18 protein-coding genes and 1 pseudogene are annotated in these 19316 nt (G+C 71.9%); 6 read left to right on the top strand and 13 right to left on the bottom strand.

Annotated elements, in window-relative coordinates; translation table 11 throughout:
• Nucleotides 1-13 precede the first annotated feature (13 nt).
• The 8 genes from KZX60_RS08240 to KZX60_RS08205 form a co-directional block, all read right to left on the bottom strand.
• Nucleotides 14-1129, bottom strand: a complete 1116-nt coding sequence (locus tag KZX60_RS08240; protein ID WP_248117297.1) for a DNA cytosine methyltransferase — start codon at nucleotides 1127-1129, stop codon at nucleotides 14-16.
• Between the two features lie 566 nt (nucleotides 1130-1695).
• Nucleotides 1696-2790: a S66 peptidase family protein gene (locus KZX60_RS08235; RefSeq protein ID WP_248117295.1), complete on the bottom strand. Its 1095-nt coding sequence runs from the start codon at nucleotides 2788-2790 to the stop codon at nucleotides 1696-1698.
• Between the two features lie 83 nt (nucleotides 2791-2873).
• The gene (locus KZX60_RS08230) at nucleotides 2874-4430 is read right to left on the bottom strand and encodes a long-chain fatty acid--CoA ligase (protein WP_282442737.1); all 1557 of its coding nucleotides are present in this window, start codon (nucleotides 4428-4430) and stop codon (nucleotides 2874-2876) included.
• 66 nt (nucleotides 4431-4496) lie between these two features.
• Nucleotides 4497-5678 (bottom strand): acyl-CoA dehydrogenase family protein, encoded by a 1182-nt coding sequence (locus KZX60_RS08225; protein ID WP_248117293.1) that lies wholly within the window; start codon nucleotides 5676-5678, stop codon nucleotides 4497-4499.
• An 80-nt stretch (nucleotides 5679-5758) separates the two neighbouring features.
• The gene (locus KZX60_RS08220) at nucleotides 5759-6658 is read right to left on the bottom strand and encodes a CoA transferase (protein ID WP_248117291.1); all 900 of its coding nucleotides are present in this window, start codon (nucleotides 6656-6658) and stop codon (nucleotides 5759-5761) included.
• The gene (locus KZX60_RS08215; protein WP_248117290.1) at nucleotides 6655-8883 is read right to left on the bottom strand and encodes a 3-hydroxyacyl-CoA dehydrogenase NAD-binding domain-containing protein; all 2229 of its coding nucleotides are present in this window, start codon (nucleotides 8881-8883) and stop codon (nucleotides 6655-6657) included. The genes KZX60_RS08220 and KZX60_RS08215 overlap by 4 nt, the downstream gene beginning before the upstream one ends.
• Nucleotides 8884-8932: 49 nt before the next feature.
• Entirely contained in the window at nucleotides 8933-10147 is a 1215-nt protein-coding gene (locus tag KZX60_RS08210) for an acetyl-CoA C-acetyltransferase (protein WP_248117288.1), read from the bottom strand.
• 94 nt (nucleotides 10148-10241) lie between these two features.
• Complete coding sequence (locus KZX60_RS08205) at nucleotides 10242-11945, bottom strand: long-chain-fatty-acid--CoA ligase (protein WP_248117286.1); 1704 nt, start codon at nucleotides 11943-11945, stop codon at nucleotides 10242-10244.
• 111 nt (nucleotides 11946-12056) lie between these two features.
• On the opposite strand from KZX60_RS08205, the gene KZX60_RS08200 reads away from it, so the two are divergent.
• Nucleotides 12057-12680: a TetR/AcrR family transcriptional regulator gene (locus tag KZX60_RS08200; RefSeq protein ID WP_248117285.1), complete on the top strand. Its 624-nt coding sequence runs from the start codon at nucleotides 12057-12059 to the stop codon at nucleotides 12678-12680.
• 76 nt (nucleotides 12681-12756) lie between these two features.
• Complete coding sequence (locus KZX60_RS08195; RefSeq protein WP_248117284.1) at nucleotides 12757-13212, top strand: luciferase family protein; 456 nt, start codon at nucleotides 12757-12759, stop codon at nucleotides 13210-13212.
• A 79-nt stretch (nucleotides 13213-13291) separates the two neighbouring features.
• Here KZX60_RS08195 and KZX60_RS08190 read toward each other — a convergent pair whose 3' ends face one another.
• The 4 genes from KZX60_RS08190 to KZX60_RS08175 form a co-directional block, all read right to left on the bottom strand.
• Nucleotides 13292-13939, bottom strand: coding sequence for a helix-turn-helix domain-containing protein (locus KZX60_RS08190; protein WP_248117283.1), 648 nt, complete (start codon nucleotides 13937-13939; stop codon nucleotides 13292-13294).
• A complete protein-coding gene (locus tag KZX60_RS08185; RefSeq protein WP_248117282.1) occupies nucleotides 13923-14306 on the bottom strand; it encodes a hypothetical protein in 384 nt (127 codons plus the stop codon). The genes KZX60_RS08190 and KZX60_RS08185 overlap by 17 nt, the downstream gene beginning before the upstream one ends.
• A 210-nt stretch (nucleotides 14307-14516) precedes the next feature.
• The gene (locus KZX60_RS08180) at nucleotides 14517-15152 is read right to left on the bottom strand and encodes an energy-coupling factor transporter transmembrane component T (RefSeq protein ID WP_248117281.1); all 636 of its coding nucleotides are present in this window, start codon (nucleotides 15150-15152) and stop codon (nucleotides 14517-14519) included.
• Entirely contained in the window at nucleotides 15149-15925 is a 777-nt protein-coding gene (locus KZX60_RS08175) for an ABC transporter ATP-binding protein (RefSeq protein ID WP_248117280.1), read from the bottom strand. Before KZX60_RS08175 ends, KZX60_RS08180 begins: the two co-directional genes overlap by 4 nt.
• 39 nt (nucleotides 15926-15964) lie before the next feature.
• Between KZX60_RS08175 and KZX60_RS08170 the strand changes: the two genes are divergently transcribed.
• On the top strand, nucleotides 15965-16423 hold the full coding sequence (locus KZX60_RS08170) for a hotdog domain-containing protein (protein WP_248117279.1): 459 nt from the start codon (nucleotides 15965-15967) through the stop codon (nucleotides 16421-16423).
• Nucleotides 16424-16460: 37 nt separating this feature from the next.
• Here KZX60_RS08170 and KZX60_RS08165 read toward each other — a convergent pair whose 3' ends face one another.
• Nucleotides 16461-17102 carry a biotin transporter BioY gene (locus tag KZX60_RS08165; RefSeq protein ID WP_248117278.1) on the bottom strand — a complete coding sequence of 214 codons (642 nt, stop codon included), beginning with the start codon at nucleotides 17100-17102 and terminating at the stop codon, nucleotides 16461-16463.
• Nucleotides 17103-17438: 336 nt separating this feature from the next.
• On the opposite strand from KZX60_RS08165, the gene KZX60_RS08160 reads away from it, so the two are divergent.
• The 3 genes and pseudogenes from KZX60_RS08160 to KZX60_RS08150 all read left to right on the top strand — a co-directional run.
• Nucleotides 17439-17972 carry a GNAT family protein gene (locus tag KZX60_RS08160; RefSeq protein ID WP_248117276.1) on the top strand — a complete coding sequence of 178 codons (534 nt, stop codon included), beginning with the start codon at nucleotides 17439-17441 and terminating at the stop codon, nucleotides 17970-17972.
• Entirely contained in the window at nucleotides 17969-18586 is a 618-nt protein-coding gene (locus tag KZX60_RS08155; protein ID WP_248117274.1) for a class I SAM-dependent methyltransferase, read from the top strand. Before KZX60_RS08160 ends, KZX60_RS08155 begins: the two co-directional genes overlap by 4 nt.
• Before the next feature lie 281 nt (nucleotides 18587-18867).
• Nucleotides 18868-19065: pseudogene (locus KZX60_RS08150) on the top strand (IS5/IS1182 family transposase); the annotation flags it as partial.
• Nucleotides 19066-19316 lie beyond the last annotated feature (251 nt).

Here is a 19316-nt window from a genome sequence, read left to right as displayed (position 1 = left end):
CAGGGATCGCGTCTCAGAACAGCCGCTGGGGCGAGGAGCTGTCGCGTGCAGTCGTCAGAGTCGGAGCAATGCTCTCATAGGGAATCCCCAGCAGGCTCCTGAACAGCGCCTGGAAAACGGCGCGCGCTCCGAGCGGCGGAACTGCCATGCCGATCTGCTTCCGAATGGAGTCTCGGCGGCCCTCGAAGTGGAACGTGTCCGGGAACGTCTGGAGACGCGCCCGCTCACGATTGGTGAGGGCTCGCGGCTCGTCCCAGTGGTAGACATGAGTGCCTCCGCCACCGGATCCCGTGACGGTGTAGGACGGCTTGGCCGGGTCGAGGCGCCGATAGATCTGGCTGATGGTAGCGCCCTGGACATTGAGACGGGCCTCGTCGGTCATGCGCTTGGCATTGAATGCATTCTCACCCGGGTCGATGAGCTTCAGTCGCTCGACCACCTGTTTCGACTGACGGGTGCGCTCGTTATTGGTGACGGACGCCGGGATCGGCGCAGCGACAGCCTCACCGGACGTCGCGAAGGGCTGTCTCGTCCCGGGTCCGTGAGTGGGGGCTGGCACGGCGTACTCGACGTCGAGATCATCGCGAACCCCCACGACGAGAACGCGATGCCGCGCCTGAGGAACGCCATACTGCTCGAACCGATAGAGGTGCGGGGTGATGCGGTAGCCCGCGTCCTCGAGTTCTTCGAGGATCAGCTGGAATGCACGGCCGCCGTTCGCGCTACGGATGCCACCGACGTTCTCGGCCACGAACCACTTGGGCCGCTTTGCCTGCAGCACTCGAACGCCAGTCTTGTAGAGCCCGCCGAAATTGCCGTCGAGCCCTTTGTGCTCACCGACGAGGCTGAAGTCGTTGCAGGGAAACCCGAAGGCGAATCCGTCGATGTCGCCGAAGGAGTCGATGTTCTCGGCTGCGGCTCGAGCATCGCCGACTCTGACAGACTTCAGCGTCGCACCGGGAATGTTGCGTCGGTACGTCAGGCAGGACGACTCGTCGATGTCGACAGCCCACGCATGCTGCAGGGACATCCTGTCCCGCAGTTCAGGGTCGCTATCGGCTGCCTGGTGGGCGCCGAGAGCCATGCCTCCAGGGCCGGAGAAGAACTCCCCCATCTTGAACGTTTCCATGCAACCTCATATCGCTGTCCGCCGCAGACCTGCGTGGGAAGCGCGCGCGGCACACTGCAGCTTAGCGCGATTCTGCCGTCTGGGCAGCCTGGAGGGCGCAGTGTTCACAGGCAGCGCACGCTGGTGCCTCTCCCACGGGGACCTCGCATGTCAGAGGATGGCCGCAGCATTGAGACCTATGGAAGGACAAGGACGATGGCCACAATGCCCTGGACCGCGGGGGAGACTCTGCTCGCCCTCGGGCTTGCTCACGACCTGGAGTGGACCAACCCGAGCAAGGGGACGCCCGCAGTCGTCGGCCTGTCTCGCCTGCTCGCTCAGGGTCCCTTCCATCCAGGAATCAGTCTGCCGGACAACTTTCCAAACCCGAATGCCGTCAAGATGAAGGTGTCCAACCTCATCTGGCACTACTCCGGCGGAGAGCACGGTCTCAAGCAGGGGGCAGCGCAGGACCTCGCCCTTGTCCAGCTCTACAGGTCAGATCCGGCGCTCGTGTTAAGCCTGGCGCACGACCTCCGCTCCCTGGTCGAGCAGTCGTTTGGAGATGCGGCCCTCGTCCCCTGGCCTCACGAGTCGTCCGCCCACACCCGCCGCTCGACCCCGTCGACGGTCATCACGCCGCCGTGCGGCAGCACCCACTGCGGCCGTGTGTGGCCGAACGGGACGCCCACGCACACCACCGCGTCCGGGTTGTAGCTGCCGACCTCCTCGACCACCACGTCCGCCTGGTCGGCGCGCAGCCGCGCCCGCTCCTCCGCACCGCGCGGCACCTCGAAGGAGCTCGTCGGAGGGCGGGCCGCCAGCACGGCGTCCACGGCGCCGAGCACGCCGCCCTCCCCCAGGATCCGCAGCAGCCGCCGCACCTCGCCGGCGCTCGGCAGCTCCTCGCTGGTCTCGATGAGCAGCACACCACCCTCGAGCGCCGCCATGTCCGCAGGCCCGCGGCCGGCCGCCATCACCCACGGCAGCACCTCGAGGCAGCCGCCCCATGTCCGGCCGGTCACCGCGCGCCGAGGCCCGGCCCAGCGCCACGGTGAGGCGCCCTCACCGACGCCGCGCGCGCCGTCGTCGTGCGGGCCCGGCACCGGCTCGCGCGTCCCGAACTCGGTGAGCGCCCGCGGGTCCAGCCAGTCGACGCCATGGTCCTCCGACTCCCCCGGCTCCGTGATCTCCAGCCGCCCTCCCGTCAGCAGGGCGGCCCGCAGGGACGCGGCGTGCACCTCGTCCACAGTCGGTCCCGGCCCCAGGTGCACCTGGGTGGAGCCGCCGTAGAAGCTCGCCACGCCGTTCGTCCACAGCCACTGGTGGAGGTTGGTGTTGTCGCTGTAGCCGAGGAACGGCTTGGGGTCCGCGCGCACTGCGTCCGCGTCCAGGTGGCCGATCACGGTGATCTGGTCCTCCCCGCCGACCGTGGCGATCACCGCCCGGATCTGTGGGTCCGCGAACGCCGCGTTCAGGTCCCGCGCCCGGCTCTCGGGACTCGCCCCGAGCTGCCGGGTGGTGGGGTACTCGACCGGCACCAGGCCGGTCACCTCGGCCAGGCGGCGCATCGCCTGCTCGTGCACCGCGGGCGCGAAGCCGGGAGCCGCGAACGACGGCGAGACGACGGCGATCCTGTCGCCCGGCTGGGCCTTGGGCGGGTGGACGAGCGGCTGAGTCATACCGGGAGCGTAGCGAGAGGCCACCTGTCCGTCGTTTCTCTCGCTCAGACCAGACGACCTGCGCCCGGACCGCCCGGCGCCCCTCACCCCTGACGCAGCTCGCGGCGCAGGATCTTGCCCGTGGCGTTCTTCGGCAGCCCGTCCAGGATGGTCACCTCCCGCGGCTGCTTGTAGCGGGCCAGCCGCTCGGCCGCGAACGCCTGGAGTTCCTCCCCCGTGACGGCGCTGCCCGGGGCCAGCGAGACGAAGGCGGCGATCTCCTCGCCCAGCCGCTCGTCCGGCACACCCACCACGGCGGCCTCGACCACGTCCGGGTGCTCGTAGAGGACCTCCTCCACCTCGCGCGGATACACGTTCATACCACCGCGGATGATCACGTCCTTGAGCCGGTCCACGATCATCACGTACCCGGCCTCGTCCCGGCGGGCGATGTCCCCGGTGCGGAACCAGCCGTCCTCGTCGAACGCCGCCTCCGTGTCCTCCGGGCGGCCCCAGTAGCCGGCCATGATGCCCTCGCCCCGGATGCGCAGCTCACCGGAGGTCGCGAGGTCCTCCTCGGGCACCTCGGTGCCGTCCATCGCGACGATCCGGAACTCGAAGCCGTCCACCGGCCGGCCCACGGTGCCCGGACGGGTCGGCGCGTCCACGGGGTTGAAGAAGCACGCGCCCGCGTTCTCGGACAGCCCGTAGCCCTCGAACACGGACACGCCGTACAGCTTCTCCGCCGCGTGCAGCGTCTCCACCGGCAGGCTCGCACCGCCGGAGAGGGGCATGCGCAGCCGGGAGAAGTCCGCCGGCTCGGCCCCGGCCTCACGGCGGGCCCGGGCCACGGCGAGGAACGCCCCGTGCATGGTGGGCACGCCGGGCAGGAACGTGACGCCGTGGTCCTGCAGCTGGTCGTAGGCGGCCGCCGGCTCGAACCGCGGCATCAGGGACAGCGTGGACCCGGCGAACACCGCGCCGTTGAGCACCACCGAGAGCCCGAACACGTGGAACATCGGCAGCGCCGCGAACACGACGTCGTCCGGGCCGAGCCGGCCCAGGCCGGTCGCCGTCGCCATGGCGTTGGAACGCAGGTTCGTGTGCGTCAGCCGCGCGCCCTTGGGCCGTCCCGTGGTGCCGGACGTGTAGAGCAGCACGGCGTCGTCGTCGGGGTCCCGCGGGGTGATCTCCGTGACCGGGGCGATGCCCTCGACGGCGCACTCCCGCCCGACCGCTTCGAGGTCCAGGGTGACCACCTCGACGTCGACGTTCCCGGCCACCTCGTCCACGGCCGGCAGCCCGGGCATGGCCCAGAGCATGCGCGCCCCGGAGTCCTCGAGGAAGTACTCCAGCTCTCGGGCGGTGAACAGCGGGTTGAGCGGCACCATCACCGCGCCCAGGCGCATGAGCGCCTCGTAGACGGCCACGAACGTCGGGACGTTCGGCAGCATGACGGCCACCCGGTCCCCGGCCTGCACGCCGCGGGCGCGCAGCCAGCCGGCCGTGACGGCCGTGGCCTGGTCCAGTTCGCGGTAGCTCATGCGGGCGTCGCCGATCAGCAGGGCGACGGTGTCCGGCTGGCGGGCCACCGTGGCGGCGAGCAGCTCGGCGACGTGGCCGCGCCGCTCGGTGGGCCGGCCGGCGGCGTCGAGGGTCATGGCGGAGGTCTCAGGGGTGTCGGAGGTCGTCACGGTGGCTCCTGGTGCTCGTCGGGACGGGTCGGGTCAGAGGAAGGCGGAGTGGCCGGTGAGCCCGCGGCCCACGATCAGCGAGTTGACCTCGTAGGTGCCCTCGTACGTGAAGATCGCCTCGACGTCGCAGAAGAAGCGGCCGAGACCGCGGTCCGCGAGGATGCCGTTGCCGCCCATCAGCTGACGCCCCAGAGCGGCCGACTCGCGGCACATCTGCGAGGTCTTGAGCTTCACCAGGGAGGCCTGGGTCATGGACACCTCGCCCTCGGCCTCGAGCTGGACGGCGCGGTGGGCCATGCCGAGCGTGGCGGCCAGGTTGCCGGCGATCTGCACGAGCAGGGACTGCACGAGCTGGTGGGCGGCGATCGGACGGCCGAACTGCGTGCGCTCCAGGGCGTAGTTCCGGGCGATGTCCAGGACGGCCTGCTGCGCGCCCACGGCCTGCCAGCCCAGCCCGTTGCGGGAGCCGAGGAGGATCACGTTGGTGTCCGCGAACGAGTTCGCCTTCTCCAGCTTGTTCTCCGCCGGGATCCGCACGTCCGTGAAGGTGATGTCCGCGTTCTGCACGATCTTCACGGCGGTCTTGTGCTCGATCTTGGTGGCGCTGTAGCCCGGGCGGTCGGTCTCCACGATGAAGCCCTTGACCTGGTCGTCCGCCTCGTCGCGGGCCCACACGATCGCGATCCGGGACATGGTGCCGTTGCCGATCCAGCGCTTGGCCCCGTTGATCACCCACTCGTCGCCCTCGCGGCGGGCGGTGGTCGCCATGCCGCCGGCGACGTCGGAGCCGTGCTCCGGCTCGGTCAGCCCGAAGCAGCCGGTGTACTCCATGGCGTAGAGCCCCGGGAGCCACTTCTGCTTCTGCTCCTCGGAGCCCAGGTGCTCCAGGGTCGCGCCCACGAGGTCGTTGTGCAGGGCGAAGTAGACGCTGAGGGAGATGTCCGCGCGGGACAGCTCGGCCATCAGGCAGCCGCGGAACAGCGGGTCGGTGGTCATGCCGTTCAGGTGGTTGAAGCCGAGCTCGCCCACCTGGCGGGCGATCTCGTGCGGGAACTCGTCCCGGCTCCAGGCCTCCGCCACATGCGGGGTGACGATCTCGGCCAGGGCGGCGCGGATCTCCGCGAGCTTCTCCTGCTGCTCGGGCGTCAGGAGGCGGTGGTACTCGAGGACGTCGACGTCGATCAGCGGACGGCTCCGGGTGTCAGCGGCGGTCATGGGGGTTCTCCTCGGGATCAGGGGGTGTCTGCGTCAGGGGGCGCAGCGCCGGGGTGGGCGCGGGGTGTCGGATGAGCGGCTCAGGCGGTCGCCGCGGCGAGGGCGGTCAGCGGGATGCCCCGCTCCTCGCCCCAGGCCTGCCAGTGGGCGGCGTCGTGCTCCAGGAGGGCGCCCGCGAGCTGAGCGCGGACGTCCCCGTCCGGGTCCAGCCCGAGGCCCTCGAGGAGCGCGGCCGCGAAGTGCGGCTCGAGCGCGCCGACGGCCACATGGCCGTCGGCGGCCGGGTACACGCCGTAGTGGGGCGAGGCCCCGCCCAGGGGGCTGCGGCGGTCCGTCATGCGGTGACGGTTCGGCAGGGCCAGGGCGTGGGCGGCGTCGGCCAGTGCCACGACGGCGTGCCCGCCCGCCCCGTCCGCGCCGCGGGCCCACAGGAGGGCCAGGGCCGCGGAGACGGCGCGCTCGGCCCCGTGCAGGTCCGCCGCCAGGATCCGAGGCGGCGGCCCCGGCTCCAGCAGGCCCGCCTCGGCCTGGTAGTTGATGTCATGACCGGGGACGTCCGTCCGGTCCCCGGCGAAGCCCGTGACGTCCACCTGGCAGATCCGCGGGTGACGAGCGCGGACGGCGTCGGCGTCCAGGCCGAGGCGGCGCAGGGCCCCCGAGCGGTGGGACGTGAGGAACACGTCCGCCGCGGCGAGGATCCCCTCCATCTCGGCGGCCCCGTCCGGGGACTTCATGTCCACGGTGCGCACCTGCTGGCCGCGATGCAGCTCCTCGTGGAGGGCGGGCACCAGCGTGGCCACGGGGTCCCCGCCGGGCGGGAGCACGGTGACGACGTCGGCGCCCAGCTCCTGCAGGCGGGCCGCTGCGACGGGCCCGGGCAGGTTCAGGGCGATCGTCACCACGCGCACGCCGGCCAGGGGGCCGGAGGCGACGGCGGCGCCCCCGGCGGCGGTCTGCGAGACGGTGTCCTGCGCGCTCATACGAGGCCCTTCCCCGAGGCGGCGCGCGCGCGCAGCCACTCGGACGGGCGGAAGCGCTCGCCGTAGGCCTCTGCGAGCTCGTCCGCGCGCGCCACGAAGTCCGCCAGCCCGTTCTCACGGTTGGTCATGAACGTGGCCGGGCCGCCGGTGTGCGGCGGGTAGCCGATGCCCAGGACGCCGCCGATGTTCGCGGACGCGGTGTCGGTCAGGACGCCGTCCTCGAAGCAGCCGGCCGTCTCGATCGCCATGCGGTAGAGGAAGCGGTCCTGGAGATCCTGCTCCGGCACGTCCACGTCCGAGGTGAAGTGCTCACGCAGACCGGGCCACAGGTGCTTGGGGCCCTCGGCCGGGTACTCGTAGAAACCGGCCCCGCGGGCACGGCCAGGGCGCTCGAACTCCTCCACCATGCGGTCCACGATCTGCTCGCCCGGCTGCACGACGCGCTCGGTGCCGGCGGCCGAGGCGGCCTTCTCCTCCTCTCGGCGCACGTGCTGCGTGAGGGTCAGCGAGACCTCGTCCAGCATGGCCAGCGGCGCACCCGGGAAGCCGGCCTGGCGCGCGGCGCGCTCGACGCGCTGCGGGTCCACGCCCTCCTCCACCATGGCGGCGGCCTCCAGCACGAGGGTGCCGAACACGCGGGAGGTGTAGAAGCCGCGGCCGTCGTTCACGAGGATCGGGACCTTGTGGATCTGCTGGACCAGGTCGTATGCGCGCTCCACGGCCTCCTGGGAGGTCTGCTCGCCACGGATGATCTCCACGAGCTGCATGCGGTCCACGGGGGAGAAGAAGTGCAGGCCGATGACGTCGGCGGCGCGCTCCCGCGGCTCCTGCAGCAGCGTGATCGGGAGGGTGGAGGTGTTGCTGCACAGCAGCGTGTCCTTCCCCACCACCTTCTCGACCTCCGCGAACACGCCCGTCTTGAGCTCGAAGTCCTCGAAGACGGCCTCGATGACGGCGTCCACGCCGGCGAGGTCCGCGTAGTCCTCCGTGGTGCGGATGCGGCCCAGCACCTCGTCCGCGGCGGCCTGGTCCATCCGGCCCTTGGCCACGGCCTTGCCCAGCAGGTCCGCGCAGTGGGACTTGCCGCGCTCGGCGTTCTCCACCGAGACGTCCTTGATGACCGCCTCGATGCCGTTGACGGCGAGGGCGTGGGCGATCCCGGCGCCCATCATGCCCGCGCCGAGCACGGCCACGGAGCCGACGGTGTGGCGCTCCGTGGCGCGCTCGCCGAGGGCCGCGCCGGAGCGGATGTCGCCCATGTCCGTGTGGAACGCCTGCACCATCGCCGTGGAGACCCGGCCGGTCACGAGGCTCACGAAGTAGCGGGTCTCGATCCGCAGGGCGGTGTCGAAGTCCACCTGCGCGCCCTCGACGGCCGCGGCGAGGATCGCCTTCGGCGCCGGCAGGTCCGCGCCGTGCAGCGTCTTGTGCAGCGTGGCGGGGAACGCGGGCAGGCGGGAGGCCATCGCCGGCTGCTGCGGGGAGCCGCCGGGCAGGCGGAAGCCCTTCTGGTCCCACGGCTTGACGGCGTAGGAGGGGGCGCCGAGCGCCTCGTCGGTCTCCTCCGGGCCGCCCTCCTGGGCCTTCGCCGCCGCGGCCCCCTGCTTGAGGATCCAGCGCCGCGCCGCGGGCAGCAGCTCGTCCTGCGAGGAGACGAGCTCGTCGATGACGCCCTTCTCCTTCGCCTGCGCGGGGCGGTACTGGGTGCCCTGGAGCAGCCAGTCCATCAGGGCCTTCTCCAGGCCCAGCATCCGCACGAGGCGCGTGATGCCGCCGCCGCCGGGGAGCAGGCCGAGGGTGACCTCGGGCAGGCCTACCTTGATGCGGGCGTCGTCCACGGCCACGCGGCGGTGGCACGCGAGGGCGATCTCCAGGCCGCCGCCGAGGGCGGCGCCGTTGATGGCGGCGACCACGGGCCGGCCGAGCTTCTCGAGTCGGCGCAGGACGGACTTCACGTGCTCGGTCATCGCGAAGACGTCCGCGGCCTCGTCCGGGCCGGTGGGGCCCAGCTGGTCCAGGTTGCCGCCGGCGAAGAAGGTGCTCTTCGCGCTGGTGAGGATGACGCCGGCGATCGACTCGCGCTCCTGCTCGAGCCGCTCCACGGTGGCCTCCATGGAGTCCCGCCAGAGGTCGTTCATGGTGTTGACCTTGGCGTTGGGGTCATCCATGGTCAGGGTGACGACGCCGTCGGCGTCCTGGTCCCAGGTGATCATGTTCTCAGTCATGGCTGCTGTGCTCTCTCTGCCGTCGGGCGGAACTCGGGGTCGGAGGCGCTCAGACGCGCTCGACGATGGTGGCGACGCCCATGCCTGCGCCGATGCAGAGGGTGGCGATGCCGGTCTGCAGGTCGCGGCGCTCGAGCTCGTCCACCAGGGTGCCCAGGATCATGGCGCCGGTGGCGCCGAGCGGGTGGCCCATGGCGATCGCGCCGCCGTTGACGTTGGTCTGCTCCTCGCTCCAGCCCAGGTCCCGCATCAGCTGGAGGGGCACGGCCGCGAACGCCTCGTTGATCTCCACGAGGTCGATGTCGCCCGCGGTCATCCCGGCGACGTCGAGGGCCTTGCGGCAGGCCGGCGTCGGACCGGTGAGCATGATGGTGGGCTCGGAGCCGACGACGGCGGCCGAGACGATGCGGGCGCGCGGCGTCAGGCCGGCACGGCGGCCCGACTCCTCGCTGCCCACGAGGGTCAGCGCGGCGCCGTCCACGATGCCGGAGGCGTTGCCCGGGTGGTGGACGTGGTGGATCTGGTCCACGTCCGTGTAGCGGTCGAGCGCGACGGCGTCGAAGCCGGCCTGCTCCCCCATCGCGGCGAAGGAGGGCTTCAGCCCGGCCAGGATCTCGAGCGAGGAGTTCGGTCGGATGGTCTCGTCCCGGTCCAGGACGGTCAGCCCGTTGATGTCCTTCACGGGGATGACGGACTTGTCGAAGCGGCCCTCGGCCCACGCCTGGGCGGCGCGGTGGTGGCTCTGGACGGCGAAGCGGTCCAGGTCCTCCCGGGTGAAGCCCTGGCGGGTGGCGATGAGGTCCGCCGAGATGCCCTGCGGCACGAAGTGCAGCGCCAGCGCGGTGGCCGGGTCCGTGGCCCACGCGCCGCCGTCGGAGCCCATGGGGACGCGGGACATGGACTCCACGCCGCCGGCGATCAGCATCTCCTCCCAGCCGGAGCGGATGCGGGCCGCCGCCTGGTTGACGGCCTCGAGGCCGGAGCCGCAGAAGCGGTTGAGCTGCACGCCGGCCACGTTCTCCGGCATGCCGGCCTTGAGGGCGGCCACGCGGGCGATGTCCGCGCCCTGGTCCCCCACCGGGCTGACGACGCCGAGCACGACGTCCTCGACGGTGGCGGGGTCCCACTCGGGGTGGCGCTCGCGGAGCGCGTCGAAGAGGCCGCCCAGGAGATCGATCGGCTTGACCTCGTGGAGGGAGCCGGTGGGCTTGCCGAGTCCGCGGGGGGTGCGGACGGCGTCGAAGAGGTAGGCGTCCCGGGTCACGGGGATCTCCTTCGGTGTGGGGGGTCAGTGGGTTCGGATGTTCGGGGGGTCTGCGGGTCTGGGGCGGTCTCGGCGGGGCCGCCGGGGCCGCGCGTCAGCCCTGCGGCGCGGACGGGCCGTCGCCCTCGGCGAGCGCGTCGGCGTAGGCCTGCCGGAGGCGCTTCTTGTCCAGCTTGCCCACGGAGGTGCGGTCCAGCTCGTCCACGAAAAGGACGCGGTCGGGCACCTGCCAGGAGGCGAAGCGGGCGCGGAGGGCGTCCTTGACCTGCTCCTCGGTGACGTCGGCGCCGGGGGCGCGCACCGCGAGGGCGAGGGGGCGCTCCTGCCACTTGGGGTGGGGGACACCGACGACGGCGGCCTCGGACACACCGGGGACCGTGAGCATGTGGTTCTCCAGGTCGATGGTGGAGATCCACTCGCCGCCGGACTTGATGACGTCCTTCATCCGGTCGGAGACCTTCAGGTAGCCGTCCTCGGAGAGGTAGCCGACATCGCCGGAGCGCCAGTAGCCCTCGTCGTCGAAGCCCTTCTCCGTGGCCTCGGGATCGTCCCCGTAGGAGCTGGTGACCCACGGACCGCGGACCCGGATCTCACCGACGTTCTGCTCGCCGGGCGGCAGCGGCTGGCCCAGGGGGTCCACGATCTTGACGTCGACGCCGGTGACGACGAGGCCCTGGTACCGCTTCAGGTCCCACTGCTCGTCCTCGGTCAGACCCGCCTTGAGGGCCGGGCGCAGGCGGTTCACCGACACGATGGGCGAGGTCTCCGTGGCCCCGTAGGCGTGGATGATCTCGGCCCCCATGAGGCGGTCGAAGCCCTGCATCAGGGCCACGGGGGGCTCCGAGGCGCCGCAGAGGAACCGGAGGCCGGGCAGGTGCGGCGTCTGCGCCATCTGCTCGAGGTGATGGAGCATCGGCAGCAGGATGGCCGGAGCGGCCGGAGCCAGGGTGACGCCGTGCTCCACCAGCGCGTCCGTCAGCAGGGGGGTGTCCTGCAGCGTGAAGCGGCCCGGCAGCACGATGCGGGCGCCGACCGCCACAGCCGCGTAGGGCAGGCCCCAGCACTGGGCGTGGAACATGGGGGTCAGGAGCATGACGGTGTCGTCCATGGTCATGCCGGTGCTCGCGGCCACCGCAAAGGAGTGCAGCCACGTGGACCGGTGCGAGTAGTACACGCCCTTGGGCCGACCGGTGGTCCCCGTGGTGTAGCACGCGCCGGAGGCGGACCGCTCGTCCATGTCCGGGGCGTCCTCGATCGGCTCGTGCCCGGCCACCAGGTCCTCGTACGAGACCGCGTCCGCCCGGCCGGCCCAGGCCTCAGGGAGATCGCCGTCCGAGGCCACGATCCACCGGGTGCCCTCCGGCAGGTGCGGGGCCAGCCCCTCGGCCAGCGGCAGGAGCGTGGCGTCCACGATCAGCGTGCGGGCGCCGCTGTGCCGGATGACGTAGGCCAGGTCCTGCGGGGCGAGGCGGAGGTTGAGCTGGACCATGGTGGCGCCCGTCAACGGCACGGCGAAGTAGCACTCGAAGTGCCGCAGGTCGTTCCAGAGGAGCAGGCCGACGCGGTCGCCCGGGCCGATGCCCTGCGCCGCGAGGCCGGCGGCCACGCGCTGCGTCCGGCCCCAGGAGGTCGCATAGTCCGTGACCTTCCACTCGCCGGCGAGGGTCCGGTGGACGATCTCCTGGTCCCGGTAGGTGCGGGCCGCGTCCCGGATGAGGCGCGTCGTCGTCAGCTGCTCGACGTCGCCCATGGTGGAGGCGGTTCCCATGACGGGTGAGGTGGCGGGAGTGGCGTTCATGGTGATCCTCACGATCCGTGGCGTGCGTGCTCGTCGTCACACGTTCTGGCATCAGTGAATCATTCATTGCACGATCGCACAACACCCTCCTCGATCCGCTAGCCTTGCGCGGTGAACACGGCCAGACCCCTCACCCGCGAGGACCTCTCCTCCGCCGCCCGCCTCCGCCTGAGCGCCCTCGAGCTGTACGCGGAGCGGGGCGAGCACGCGACGAGCGTCCGGGACGTCGGCAAGAACGCGGGCGTGGCGCCCGGGCTTGTCCGGCACCACTTCGGCAGCAAGGACGGCCTGACCCGCGCGGTGGACGACGACATCATCGACCTCGTCCGCGCGACCCTCGAGGCGGTCCCCCTGGAGGGCACGCCGCTCGAGATCTCCGCGGCCCGCGACGCGGCGTTCCAGGAGCTGCTCCGTGAACGCCCCCTCATCGGCGGCTACCTGGCGCAGGCCCTCACGGCGCCGCGCGCCTCGGGCGAGAGCCTCCTGGACCGGCTGGTGGACCTCTCCGTGGAGCAGACGCGCCAGCTGATCGACCGCGGCCTGGACCCTCGCCGCGGGCTGCGCGCCTCGGTGTTCACCACAGTGGTCCGGCAGGTCACGCTGTTCGTGGTGATCCCCGCGGCCGAACGGGTGTGGGAGCGGCTCGGCGGCACGCTGGAGGGGGCGTCCGCCGACGCCGCGATGCCGGCCGTGCGCGTCGTCGTCGACGCCGCCCGGGATCAGGACGCACGCTGAGGCGGATGCCTCCCGCTGCGCGTGCGGAGCGGCCTCCGGACTGAGGAGCGCCCGAGCGGCCGCGTAGCCTGACCGCATGATCAGCACCCCGCGGCCCGGCGTCCGCCCCACCACCTCCGACGACGGACCCCACCGCCAGCTCGACCAGCGGGCCTCGCCGGCACTGTGGGGTGAGCTGACGGCCCGCGTGTTCGCGCTCGACGGCGTGGTCGAGGGCCACAGCCAGGTCTCGCCGGCGTCGTCGCGCGGGGTGTTCCTCGCCGACATCGACGTGGAGCTGGCATCCGAGACGAACCTCGCCCCCGGCCGTCGCCTCGAGCCGGTGCACCTGCACGGCGTGGCCGACACCTCCGTGCACCTCGTGCTTCCGGCCGAGCGCGGAAGGCGGCTCGTGGAGCTCGGCTGGGCGGAGCCGCATCAGTACGCCGACCACGGCACGGAGTTCATGGTCTACGGGCCGCGGGACGAGGTGGAGCTGGCCGTCGTCGTCGGGATCGTGGAGGAGGCGCTGGCGTTCGCGCGGGGCGCCTGACCGGCTCACCCCGTTCCGCGCCCTCCCGGACGGCGGCGTCGATGCTCAGCGAGGTGCGCCTGCCTCTGCTGCCAGTGCATCACAGGGGCCACTGCTCGAGCTCGTCGGAGATCCGGACGCTCAGTCCGGACACGCGGCCCCTCGGACCGATGAGCACGTGCACCACGGGGTCCGTGTCCTCCCCGGACACCACACCGCGCACGACGACAGCCCGGCGCCGCCCCGCGCGGACCTCGCCGCCGGGTGCCGATGCGTCGTCCAGCGACCCGGCCGCACTCAGCAGCTCGCCCGCGAGGTCGTGCACGCCCGTGACCCGCGCGTCCCCCAGGGGGCCGGCGAGGTCCTCCACCTCGAGCATGACCCGGCGCAGCGCGGACTGCGGCAGGCCCGCGCGCGCGGTGCTGGTCATGTGCGCGTGGACGGCCGCGACGTCGCCGCGCAGCCACACGGCCACGGCCCCCATCGCGGTGGCGCGGGCCTCGGCCCACGGGTCACCCGGGGAGGTGCGGCAGCCGCGGCCGGGGCCCGTGCCGACGTCGTCGTCGGCCAGGGCGGGCGCGGAGTGGAAGCGACGGTGGGCGGCCTGACGCGTGACGCCGAGCGCCTCGGCGACCTGCGTCCAGCTCCACCCGTCCGACCGCGCGGCCTGGACGGCGGCGTGCAGACGGCGCTCGGCGGCGGCCTGGTCACGCAGCGCTGCGGCGATCCGGTCATGCGGGTCGGACATCCTCCGATGATGCCCCATCCGCGCCGTCGCCCGGCACCGGGACGAGCGCACCGACGAGGCACGCCGCGATGATGCCGATGATCGCGGGCACCCCGCCGTCGAACAGGTCCAGCAGGAGGCTCACGGCGACCGCCGCCCCCGCCACGAGGAGCTGCACCGCCTTCGGGCCGTCCCACCGGGACTGCCAGCCGCCGAAGAGGGTGCCACCGTAGGGACTGCCGGACTGGAACAGGGGGGCACACCACGCGCCGACGAGGCAGACCAGGCCGGAGATCAGGCCCACAAGCCATGTGCTGGCGTCCGTCAGCACGGTGACGAGGAGGATCAGGAGGACGACGACCGCGGAGGAGATCAGGGACTTGCTCATGGATTCAGCGTCGGACACGGGAACGCACGTGTCAATGCCGTGCTGACACATCGGGCCTGGCGCACCGAGCCCCTCCGCGCCAGACGCCTGACTCGCCCGACTCGCCGGACTCGCCGGACTCGCCGGACTCGCCGGACTCCTCCCAGAGTGGTCGCAACACGCCGTCTGCCGAAGTTCGACACGGCGTGTTGCGACCAGGCTGGCGCGCCCCTACTCCACCCCGCGGGCCGCGAGCGCATCCCCGACGTCGTCGGCGTGCTTGAGGGAGAGCACCAGCAGCGGCAGGATCCACGCCCACGGGGCCATCCGCACGCCGCGGCTGGCCTGCGCGTGGCGCACCTGCTCGGCCAACCCGCGCAGGTGACCGATCGAGCTGAGCACCAGGCCCATCGCCAGCCCCACGCGCTCCGGCCGGAACCCCGCCCGCGCGAGCTTCGGGCCCAGCCACGGAATGCGGTTCACGGGCTCCAGCGCGGCCTCGGCCACCCCCACCATGTCCGCGATCCGCGTGGTGCGGGTGAGGATCTGCGCCGTCAGCACCACGCCGAGCACGCGGGTCACCATGAGTGCGGCGGAGAGGAGGTCCCCGAAGATCCACTGCGCGGCGAAGAGGAACGCGTAGAAGATCCAGAGCCCGCGCAGATCGCGGCCGAGCATCCCCAGCCCGCGGCGCGCACCGAAGCCCACGGTGTAGGCCAGCCCGGCCCCGACGACGGCGGCGCCCGCCGTCCATACGGTCGGCGGCAGGAGCGTGAGCGCCAGGACCCACACCGCGAGCAGCGCGACCTTGAGGCCGGCCGGGCAGCGGTGCAGGGGCGAGTCGCCGGTGACGTAGAGCGAGATCACGCGCCGAACTCCGTGGCCACGGCCTCGTCGAGGAAGGCCTCGTACGCGCCGATCACGTCACCGGCCGGACCGACCTCACGCACGCGGCCGTCGTGGATCCACACGGCCTCGTCGCACCGGCGGGCCAGCTCGAGGTCATGGGTGACGAGCAGCAGCTGGAAGTCCCGTGCCGCGAGCAGGCGCTCGGCGATGATCCGCCGGTGCCGGCCGTCGAGCAGGGAGGTCGGCTCGTCCGCGATCACCAGCGACGGCGACGCCGCCATCACGGAGCACATCGCAAGCCGCTGCGCCTGGCCGCTCGAGAGCGCGAGGCAGGGCCGGTCCGCGATCTCGGCGAGCCGGTGCTCGGCCAGCGCCGCGTCCACGCGCGCGGTGACCTCGGCCCTGCCGAGGCGGGCGCCGTCGTCGTGCCGCAGGGACTTCACGGTGAGCTCCACGTCCTCGCGGACGGTCGGCATGATGGCCTGCGCGGCCGGATTGGCGAACACCATGCCCACGGTGCGCCGCAGCCCCTTCACGTCCCGGACGGCGTCCACGCCGTGCACGGTGACCTCCCCCGCCGCGACGTCGGCCAGGCCCGCGATCGCCCGGGCCAGCGTGGACTTGCCGGATCCGTTCTCCCCCACCACGGCGACGCGCGGGGCGCGGAGCGTGAGCGTCACGTCCTCGAGGAGCGTGACGACGCCGTCGGGCCCGTCCGCCTCGGCACGGACGCCGTCCAGGGCGAGGACGCGCTCCGGAGCGCCGGCCGAGTGCCGTGTCATCTGCCGCATGCTCTTCTCCTGACTCCTCCCACGCCCTAACGCGGGCGAATGGACACCACTGACGCCACCACCCCCTCCGCCGACCATGCCGCGCACTCCGACGACGTCACCTACCGCACCCGCAAGTGGGTCAAACCTGAGGACCTGAACGCCAACGGAACGCTCTTCGGCGGATCGCTGCTGCGCTGGATCGACGAGGAGGCCGCGATCTACGCCATCATCCAGCTCGGCAACCCGCGCTCCGTGACGAAGCTGATCTCCGAGATCAACTTCCGCTCCTCCGCGGAGCAGGGCGACATGATCGAGATGGGCCTGCGCGCCGTGGAGTTCGGGCGCACCTCGCTGACCATGCGCGCCAAGGTCCGCAACATCATCACCGGCGAGGTGATCCTCACGATCGACAAGATCGTGTTCGTCTCTCTCGACGAGGAGGGCCGCCCCGAGCCGCACGGCTACACCGACATCACGCTCGACCGGGACCGGCTGCCGTACGGCATGAACCGCTGAGGCGGGGCCGCGGGCGCCGGGCACGCCCGGCGCCCGCTCAGCGGAACGCGCGCGGGTAGGCCTTCCAGAGGCCGGCGGCGAGGAGCGCGGTCACGACGACCTTCACGAGGTCGCCGGGGACGAAGGCCGGGAGCATGGCGAACGCCGCGGCCGGCTCGGTGCCGGCGATGAGGATGAAGCCCAGCGCGCCGCAGGCGTAGAGCACCCCCATGGTGCCGATGAGGCTGGCGACGAACGCCGCGACACCCACGCGGCCGGTGCCGATGCCGCGGCGGGCGCGGCCGGTCATGGCCCAGAAGACCAGGCCGACGACGAACGCCGCGGGGATCCAGCCCCAGATGAATCCGGCCGTCGGGCCGACCATGACGCCGAGGCCGCCGCGGCCACCCGAGAGCAGGGGCAGGCCGAGCGCCACGAGCGCGTTGAAGAGGATCATGGCTGCCGCGCCGCGCCACGGGCCGAGGATCACGCCGGCCAGCATGACGGCGATGTTCTGGGCGATGATCGGCGCCGGGATGCCGGCCACCGGGATCGGCGGGACCATGCCGAGGACCGCCATGAGCGCGGCCAGCACGGCGATGCGGGCGAGGCCGCCGCCGGAGGAGCCGCGGGTGGGGCGGGCGACGGCGGGGCTGGTGCCCCGGGCGGTGTGCGCCGTGGACGAGACAGGGGTGGCCATGGGGCGGCTCCTCCAGGGTGGTGCGGGTGACGGGGGGCCGTGGGGCGCGTGAGACGCGTCCTGAACGGTGTTCAAGAGTGTAGCGGGCCGGGCCGGATCCTGGATCTGCAGGCCAAGAGGTTGTCGAGATGCAGCGAAGATTTCACAAACGCGCAAGTATGTTTCATATCGGATTGAGTGTATGAACCCTTGACACCACGATTGTCGAGATGCAACGAAGATTTCAGAAACGCGCCAGTTTGATTCATACGCCGGTCAGGGTCTGAAGGGTTGACGCCGGCTCCTCCTGCCCCTCGCTTGACCAGCGCACGGGATCCCGGTCGCTACGCTCGATCCATGCCCGTCCGTCTGCGCCCTGCCGTCCTCGACGACGCCGAGGCCCTCGCCGCCCTGGCACAGAGCCAACGCGAGCACTTGGCCCCGTGGGAGCCGGAGCGCCCCACCCACTGGTTCACCGAAGCCGGCCAGCGCGAAGCCCTTGAACAGGCGGAGCACGACCGTGCAGCGGACCGCTCCTACGCGTTCCTCATCACCGACGCGGCGGGCTCGATCTTCGGCCGTCTCACCCTGGCCAGCGTGGTCCGCGGGGCCGGGCAGTTCTGCTCGATCGGCTACTGGGTCGCCCGCGAGGCGGCCGGCCGCGGCGTGGCGACCGCCGCCGTCGGGCAGGCCCTGCAGATCGCCTTCGGCGAGCTCGGACTGCACCGGGTGCAGGCTGAGATCCTGCCCCACAACCATGCGTCGCGTCGGATGCTGCAGCGCCACGGGTTCGAGCGTTACGGCCTGGCCCCGCAGTACCTGAAGATCGCCGGTCGCTGGCAGGATCACGAGCTCTGGCAGGTCCTCGCGCCGGCGGAGGAACAGCGGTGACCCCTGACGACGCCGCCCGGGAAGGACTTCTCACCAGCCGGGCCGCCTATGGCGCCCGCGCGGCCGAGTACACCAAGCAGCTCGGCACCATGGCCTCCGTGGCCGAGGACGACAGGCTGCTGGTCGAAGCCTGGGCCGGCCGGGTGGATGGGGTTCTGGCCGACGTCGGCTGCGGGCCGGCCCATTGGACCGCGCACCTGGCCTCGCTGGGCCATGAGGTAACGGGCATCGAGCCGGTCGAAGAGTTCGTGGCGCACGCGCGCCGAACCCACCCGGAGGTACGCGTGAAGCCGGGTTCGTTCCAGACCCTGCCCGTAGCCGTCTTCAACGGGATCCTGGGCTGGTACTCAATCATCCACACGCCGCCGGTGGAGATGCCTGCCCTCCTGGAGCGCGCGCACAAGGCGCTGCGCCCTGGCGGGTCACTGCTGCTGGGCTTCTTCGTGTCAGACCAGCTGGAGGCCTTCGACCACGCCGTCACCACGGCGTGGTACTGGCCGGTCGACGAGCTCGCGGGCGTGATGACCGCGGCGAGGTTCACCGTGGTCGACCGCGGCACACGGCAGGACCCTGGGGCCCGCTGGCACGGGTGGATCGAGGCTGTCAGGGACTGAGTCGTCTGGCGCTCTCCGCCCCAAATTTTCCAAGGAACCGTCCTTCGCGATTCGCGTGCGATCTTCACCGCGTCTCGACAGTCAGCCACCACTCCCCCTCGAGCCCCGCAAACGGTCGTTTGTGGCTACGCTTCCACCGGCACGAGACCAGCCCCTCACACTCCGAGCGCCTCGTCCTATCTCCGTCGACGAAGGTCCATCAGCTGTGCGGCGGCAAGGGACGCTCCCTGGTCATCGGGGTCGGGCCGGGGTAAGGCAGCGACTCGAAGATGTTCCCGCACCTGCTCGCTGCGGTGCGGGTACCGCGCGAAGGGGTGGGGCGGCCTCGCACCACCCCTGACTCGGTGACGGCGGACAAGGCCCACTCCTCCCGGCCCCACCGCGCCCTGCTGCGCAGTCAAGGGATCATGGCTGTGATCGCCGAGCCTCGCGACCAGCAGGCAAACCGGAAACGTCGTGGTTCCCGCGGCGGGCGCCCGCCGCAGACCGATCCAGGCGGGTACGCCAAGCGCCACGTCATCGAGACCAGCTTCTAGCGGTTTGAAGCGTCCCGGGTGTGATGCCGCTTCCTTTCGAGTTCGAGAGGATGTTGTTCATGCCGAAGGGACTGATGCGCGTGTAGGTGACATACGATCTGTGGTGTTACCACACCGCAGGGAAGGATGTGCACCATGCCCGCCCCCTACCCCCAAGAGTTCCGCGACGACGTCGTCCGCGTCGCCCAGAACCG

The organism is Micrococcus sp. EYE_212, assembly GCF_023147585.1.
In the GTDB taxonomy this organism is placed as follows: domain Bacteria; phylum Actinomycetota; class Actinomycetes; order Actinomycetales; family Micrococcaceae; genus Micrococcus.
The sequence above is the reverse complement of the archived record's forward strand: the minus strand, read 5'-3'. Positions and strand labels throughout refer to the sequence as shown.

Bases quoted from the DNA above. Each gene is read 5' to 3' on its own strand.
- KZX60_RS08240 (WP_248117297.1), bottom strand. From the start codon at position 1,129: ATGGAAACGTTCAAGATGGGGGAGTTCTTCTCCGGCCCTGGAGGCATG.
- KZX60_RS08235 (WP_248117295.1), bottom strand. From the start codon at position 2,790: ATGACTCAGCCGCTCGTCCACCCGCCCAAGGCCCAGCCGGGCGACAGG.
- KZX60_RS08230 (WP_282442737.1), bottom strand. From the start codon at position 4,430: ATGACCCTCGACGCCGCCGGCCGGCCCACCGAGCGGCGCGGCCACGTC.
- KZX60_RS08225 (WP_248117293.1), bottom strand. From the start codon at position 5,678: ATGACCGCCGCTGACACCCGGAGCCGTCCGCTGATCGACGTCGACGTC.
- KZX60_RS08220 (WP_248117291.1), bottom strand. From the start codon at position 6,658: ATGAGCGCGCAGGACACCGTCTCGCAGACCGCCGCCGGGGGCGCCGCC.
- KZX60_RS08215 (WP_248117290.1), bottom strand. From the start codon at position 8,883: ATGACTGAGAACATGATCACCTGGGACCAGGACGCCGACGGCGTCGTC.
- KZX60_RS08205 (WP_248117286.1), bottom strand. From the start codon at position 11,945: ATGAACGCCACTCCCGCCACCTCACCCGTCATGGGAACCGCCTCCACC.
- KZX60_RS08195 (WP_248117284.1), top strand. From the start codon at position 12,757: ATGATCAGCACCCCGCGGCCCGGCGTCCGCCCCACCACCTCCGACGAC.
- KZX60_RS08190 (WP_248117283.1), bottom strand. From the start codon at position 13,939: ATGTCCGACCCGCATGACCGGATCGCCGCAGCGCTGCGTGACCAGGCC.
- KZX60_RS08185 (WP_248117282.1), bottom strand. From the start codon at position 14,306: ATGAGCAAGTCCCTGATCTCCTCCGCGGTCGTCGTCCTCCTGATCCTC.
- KZX60_RS08175 (WP_248117280.1), bottom strand. From the start codon at position 15,925: ATGCGGCAGATGACACGGCACTCGGCCGGCGCTCCGGAGCGCGTCCTC.
- KZX60_RS08170 (WP_248117279.1), top strand. From the start codon at position 15,965: ATGGACACCACTGACGCCACCACCCCCTCCGCCGACCATGCCGCGCAC.
- KZX60_RS08165 (WP_248117278.1), bottom strand. From the start codon at position 17,102: ATGGCCACCCCTGTCTCGTCCACGGCGCACACCGCCCGGGGCACCAGC.
- KZX60_RS08160 (WP_248117276.1), top strand. From the start codon at position 17,439: ATGCCCGTCCGTCTGCGCCCTGCCGTCCTCGACGACGCCGAGGCCCTC.